The following is a 5,681-nucleotide window of genomic DNA, read 5'->3' as shown; positions in this document are numbered from 1 at the left end:
GCTCACGCCCGCGGGCAGCCTCGCGTCGCTGAGCCCAGAACGGGCGACGGCGGCGCTCACCCGACTGGTCAAGCTCACCGACGCGGTCAATCAGCTCGCGCTGGGGTAGCAGCAAGTCGCCGGAAGTTTCGCCGGAAGCCTAGCCGGCCGCCAGCGAGCGGCTGCGGGGAGGCCGCGGGGAGGGGAGGTGGGGGTCGCGACCCTCCTTCACTCCCCTCGCTGGCGAAGGTGCGCCTCCGTGAGCGCGTCCATCTCCTCGTCGCTGAGATCGTCGAAGCTCTTGGCCTCGTGACGGTCGTTCCGGCTGAAGCGCACGAACATCAGGATGATGAGCGGGAGGTCCACGATTTCGGCGATGAACCAGAGGATGTCTCCCGCGAGCTGCTGGTCTCGCAGGGGCGAGGGGAACCACGAGGGCGCGCCCGCGGGCCACGAGGTGACCTTGTCGAGCACGGAGTCGTTGAGCCGAAGCGCGATTCCGGGAACGGCGTCGGCGAGCAGTTCGATGAACACATACACGAACTCGAGCAGGATGAAGCTCGACGAGCGGTGGAAGCCCTCGCCCTCGACGATGGGGAGGACGAGGACGAGGCCCAAGAGCGGAACGATGAAGCTCAGCAGGCCACTCGCCACCGGGTCCGCGCGGTAGGTGTGGAGGAGCGGCGTGAGGAACGTCCCGAACAGGACGAGGCCCAGGATCGGCGCGACGAAGGCGTTGCCGAGGAGTCGCATGGGGCGGCTTGCCATCACGGCGTCCAGTCGCCGTCGTCCGTCCTCGCCGAGCGCCGCCCGGGTGAGGCCGAGGGGGCGCCCCAGGCCCGCGAGAAGGGGCACCACGAAGAAGGTGAGTGCAAGCTTGAGCGTGAAGGCCCAACGAAGTTCGGGGCCGTAGGCGCCGGTGAAGCCGCACGTGAGCACGAGATAAGGCACGATGCCGAGCGCGTAGAAGCACAGCGCGCGCCAGATCGGCCACCGCTCGCCGTGGCGCGCCGCCCCCCGAAGCCCCAGCCCGTATCCGATCGCTGCGGCGAGGGCGAGGACGAGGGCAGCGGGATCGAGCGCGACAGCGGTGAACGCGGTCAAGAGGGGTGGCACGGAGCGAATTCTAGGACACGGGCCTGAAACCCGGCTGAATGCGCGCGCCGACTAGAATGGAACAACGCATGGGCGGGCGTGCCGTGAGCGCCCCGCAAGGCACATTTGGGGGAGAGTGGAAGGCATGAAGGCACGCATTCTGGTAGTGGACGACGACGAGGCCCTCTCCGAGATGATCGGCATCGTGTTGCGCAACGACGGCTTCGAGCCGGTCTTCTGCGCCGATGGGGCTGAGGCGCTCGACGTGTACCGCACGCAGAAGCCTGACCTCGTGCTGCTCGACCTCATGCTCCCGGGGCTCGACGGCATCGAGGTGTGCCGCCGCATCCGCTCCGAGTCGGACGTGCCGATCGTCATGCTAACCGCGAAGTCGGACACCTCGGACGTGGTCCGGGGTCTCGAATCGGGCGCCGACGACTACGTTCCGAAGCCCTTCAAGCCCGCCGAGCTCGTGGCCCGCGTCCGCGCGCGGCTCCGTCCGGGCGAGGCGAAGACCCCCGAGACGCTGCGGATCGGCGACGTGCAGATCGACGTTGCCGGGCACACCGTGCGGCGCGGAGAGTCCGCGATCGCGCTCACGCCGCTCGAGTTCGACCTCCTCGTGGCTCTCGCCCGCAAGCCGTGGCAGGTGTTCACCCGCGAGCTGCTCCTCGAGCAGGTCTGGGGCTACCGCCATGCCGCTGACACGCGGCTCGTCAATGTTCACGTGCAGCGGCTGCGCTCGAAGATCGAGCGCGATCCTGAAGCGCCGGAGATCGTGCTTACGGTCCGCGGCGTCGGATACAAAGCCGGGACCTGAGCCGAGGCAAGCATGGATCACCCCTCCCGGCGCAGAGTCCGGCGGTTCGCGCGGCGCGTGTGGATCGCGCTCGCGCGCCTGCGGCGTGCCGTCACAAGGGTGCTCGGGAGGATCCTCCGCATCCCGGGATCGGTGCGGCTCGCGTTTACCCGCCGCTGGCGGCGGTCCCTGCAGTTCCGGACCGTGCTCATCACGCTCGTCCTCGCGTGTGTCTCGATCCTCGGCGTCGGCGTCTATCTGTCCAACCAGATCGCCAACAGCCTCTTCCAAGAGCGGCTCACCCAGTCCGAGCAGCAGACTCGCCAGAGCGTCAATCAGGTTCAGGAAACGTTCGACGGCGCGCAGGTCACCGACCAGCAGGGCGTTCTCAAGCTCGTGAACGACACGCTCGCGACGCTCGAGGCGAGGGATTCCGGAACGCCGAGGCAGTACGTCTTCCTTGCGGTCCCGAACCAGGACCAGCCCCGCAACCGCTGGGTGGACAGCCGTGCGTCGTACCTCCGCACCGAGAACGACATCCCGCAGTCCTTGCGCCAGGCCGTCGAGTCGTCACAACAGCCCACGCAGTTCTGGGAGTCGGTCCCGCTCACGGTCGACAACACGGTGCACCCGGCCATCGCGGTAGGCAACAAGGTCAGCTTCGGCGGAACCGTCTACGAGCTCTACCTGCTCTACGACATCCAGTCGGCTCAGGAGACACTCGATGAGATGCAGAGCGTCCTCTGGTTCGGTGGCGTGTTCCTCATTCTGCTCATCGGCGCCATCGTGTGGATCGTCACGCGCAGCGTCGTGAGCCCCGTGAGCCACGCCGCGGCGGTGTCCGAGAAGCTCGCGGCGGGACAGCTCGAGGAACGCATGGCCGTCGAGGGCGAGGACGAGGTGGCGCGCCTCGCGAAGTCCTTCAACCACATGGCGGCGAGTCTCCAGGAGCAGATCACGCAGCTCGCCACGTTGTCGCAGATGCAGCAGCGCTTCGTCTCCGACGTCTCGCATGAGCTCCGCACCCCGCTCACGACCGTCCGCATGGCGGCAGAGGTGCTTCACGACGCGCGCGATCAGTTCGATCCCATCAACAAGCGCTCGGCCGAGCTCCTGTACAACCAGGTCGAGCGTTTCCAGGCGCTTTTGAATGACCTCCTCGAGATCTCCCGCTTCGATGCCGGCGTCGCACGGCTCGACCTCGAGCCCCAGGACATCGTCTCCGTGGTGCGGAACGTCATCGACACCGCGGCCCCGATCGCAGCCTCGTGTGGTTCGGAGGTGCGCCTCTACAGCCGCTCGGCGAGCATCGTCGTCGACATGGACGCGCGGCGCATCGAGCGCGTGCTGAGGAACCTGCTGCTCAATGCGCTCGAGCATGGCGAAGGGAATCCGGTCGAGATCTTCGTCGCCGCGAACGCCGACGCCGTCGGCGTGGCCGTGCGCGACCACGGGATCGGCATGTCGCCGTCGGAGGCCGCCCGCGTTTTCGACCGCTTCTGGCGCGCCGACCCGGCCCGTGCCCGCAAGACCGGGGGCTCGGGGCTCGGGCTCTCGATCGCGACCGAGGACGTCAAGCTCCACAGCGGTTGGCTCCAGGCATGGGGGCGCCGGGGCGAGGGCTCGGTCTTCCGGCTCACCCTCCCGCTTCACACCGGCGGGTCGATCGCCGGGTCTCCCGTGGCGCTTGAGCCAAACGGGGCAGCCCTCCCGCTCGCGCACGGCGGCACGCGGGGGATTGTCGTTGGCACGAGCACGCTCCTCAACGCGACGCCGGCGCGCGGCGTTGAGGGGGAGAGGCCGTGAGGGTCTGGTCGTCTCGGGCCGGGTTGTTCCGGGCTTGGCTGTCCAGGGCTTGGCTGTTCAGTGCCCCGTCGTCTCGGGCCGGGCTGTTCCGGGTCTGGTCGTCTCGGGCTTGGTTGTTCCGGGTTTGGCTGTCCAGAGCTTGGCTGTCCCGGATTCTGCGCGCGGCCGCCGCGCTGCTCGTCGTCGTCCTCGCCGTGTCCGCGTGCGCGCAGATCCCAACCGCCGGCGCGGTGGGAACGAGCAAGGACGGCGGCTCGGCGATCGGCAACGCGCCGCAATACATTCCGCCCGGCCCCCAAACCGGGGCGGGACCCCAGGCCATCATCGAGGGATTCTTCAACGCCGGCTCGGGCTACCAGAACGACTTCACTGTCGCGCGGCAGTTCCTCGCCCCCTCCAACGCTGTCTCCTGGAAGCCGAGTCAGCGCACGCTCGTCTACCGGGGGAGCGCCTCGGTGGTGAGCGCTGGCCGCCCCAACGCGTACCGCTACGTGCTCGATGTCGCGTACTCCGTCGACCAAGACGGCATCATGACGCAGTACCCGCCCGGCACCAAGCAGGCCATCGACGTTGAGGTGAGCCAGATCGACGGGCAGTGGCGCGTCGCCAACCTTCCCGACGGAACGGTGATCCCCGAGGAGACCTTCAAGGTGCTCTACCGCGCCTTCTCGGTCTACTTCTACGATCCCGGATACACGATCCTCGTCCCGGACGTGCGCTGGTTCATCGACAATTCGGGCGTCGCGAAGTCGCTCGTGAGCGCCGTCATCGCCGGCCCGGCCCCGTACCTCAAGACCGCCGTCGCGAGCGCCTTCCCGCCGAGCATCAAGCTCGAGCGCGAGTCCGTGCCGATCGTGGGGAACATCGCACAGGTGGACCTGACATCCGAGCTCCGGGACGCCTCGTTCACGGACCGTCAGCGCATGCACAGCCAGCTCGTGCGTACGTTCGCCGCGCTTCCCAACGTGGGTGGCGTCTCGCTGCGCACGAACCAGACCGAGGTGGCCATCGAGGACCCCGCGACCGGCAAGCTTCCCGACCCGATCGTCGACCCCAAAGTCCCGGCGTGGCAGGTGGGCATCGCGGACAATCAGATCGTGCAGTACGGCTCGAAGCAGGCCTCGAAGATCGATGGAGTCGGCTCCGTGGCGTCGTTCGGTCCCTCCTATCCGGCCGCCGCCGCGTCGCAGCACGTCTACGCGTTCCTTGGGGCCGACGGAAAGGCCCTGTACTCGCTCCTCCCCGGGCAGCCAGCACGGTTGCTCGACTCGCGGCAGCACTTCAGCCCGCCGTCGATCAGCCCGAGTGAGTGGGTGTGGTCGGCCGGGCCAGGCGCTACCGGCGCGACCGAGGTCGTGACGTACCGGCCAGTGGGCACCCCTGCCGGGACGGACATTCCGCGGATCACCGTCGGGGCGTCCTGGCTCGCGGGCCGGACCGTCAAGGCTCTGCGCGTCGCGCGCGACGGCGTACGCGTCCTCGTCCTGTCCGAGGCCGACGGCCAGTCGACCCTGCAGGTCGCGGGCATCGTGCGCGGCCCTGACGGCAACCCGAAGTCGCTCACGGATCCGGTCACGCTTCCCATCACATCGAAGAACCCCGACATCGCGCTATGGGTCGACGAATCGACGATCGTCGTCTCGGGCACCTCGTCCGGAGACCCCGTGGCGCCCGAACTCGTGAGCCTCCAGGGCGGCGACCCTCGCCAGATCTCGCCGCTCGCCGGCATCCAAGCCCTCTCGGCGGGCAATGGGGAGCAGTCCATCTACGCGATGACCAAGGATGGCATCTTCCTCCTCGTGAGGACGTCGTGGGCCGAGCAGGGCAAGGGGGCCATGCAGCTCGCGTTCGCGGGGTGACAGGAGGGCCGGTTCTTCAGGGTTGGCATTGTTCCGAGGACCGTAAGGCCCTCCCCAGAAGCTCCACCGCGCATCCTGTCCACATGGAGGCTCGGGGCTGCCTATTCACGGCTTGACCGGGTGAGGCTGGGCGTATGGAATCT

4 protein-coding genes are annotated in these 5,681 nt (G+C 68.3%); 3 read left to right on the top strand and 1 reads right to left on the bottom strand.

Features of this window, described 5'->3' with window-relative positions; translation table 11 throughout:
• Positions 1-207 precede the first annotated feature (207 nt).
• Positions 208-1,095, bottom strand: a complete 888-nt coding sequence (locus ACLN58_RS16875) for a cytochrome c oxidase assembly protein (protein WP_415856412.1) — start codon at positions 1,093-1,095, stop codon at positions 208-210.
• 124 nt (positions 1,096-1,219) lie between these two features.
• Here ACLN58_RS16875 and mtrA point away from each other — a divergent pair, with 124 nt between their 5' ends.
• The 3 genes from mtrA to ACLN58_RS16860 all read left to right on the top strand — a co-directional run bounded on the left by mtrA (position 1,220) and on the right by ACLN58_RS16860 (position 5,538).
• On the top strand, positions 1,220-1,894 hold the full coding sequence (gene mtrA, locus ACLN58_RS16870; protein ID WP_415856411.1) for an MtrAB system response regulator MtrA: 675 nt from the start codon (positions 1,220-1,222) through the stop codon (positions 1,892-1,894).
• Positions 1,895-1,906: 12 nt separating this feature from the next.
• Complete coding sequence (gene mtrB / locus ACLN58_RS16865; protein WP_415856410.1) at positions 1,907-3,679, top strand: MtrAB system histidine kinase MtrB; 1,773 nt, start codon at positions 1,907-1,909, stop codon at positions 3,677-3,679.
• Between the two features lie 113 nt (positions 3,680-3,792).
• Positions 3,793-5,538, top strand: coding sequence for an LpqB family beta-propeller domain-containing protein (locus ACLN58_RS16860; protein WP_415856409.1), 1,746 nt, complete (start codon positions 3,793-3,795; stop codon positions 5,536-5,538).
• Positions 5,539-5,681 lie beyond the last annotated feature (143 nt).

Origin of the sequence: Sinomonas sp. G460-2 (assembly GCF_047759905.1) — a bacterium.
In the GTDB taxonomy this organism is placed as follows: domain Bacteria; phylum Actinomycetota; class Actinomycetes; order Actinomycetales; family Micrococcaceae; genus Sinomonas.
Note: the sequence above shows the minus strand (reverse complement) of the source record. Positions and strands in the feature narration are given on the sequence as shown.

Bases quoted from the DNA above. Each gene is read 5' to 3' on its own strand.
- mtrA (WP_415856411.1), top strand. From the start codon at position 1,220: ATGAAGGCACGCATTCTGGTAGTGGACGACGACGAGGCCCTCTCCGAG.
- mtrB (WP_415856410.1), top strand. From the start codon at position 1,907: ATGGATCACCCCTCCCGGCGCAGAGTCCGGCGGTTCGCGCGGCGCGTG.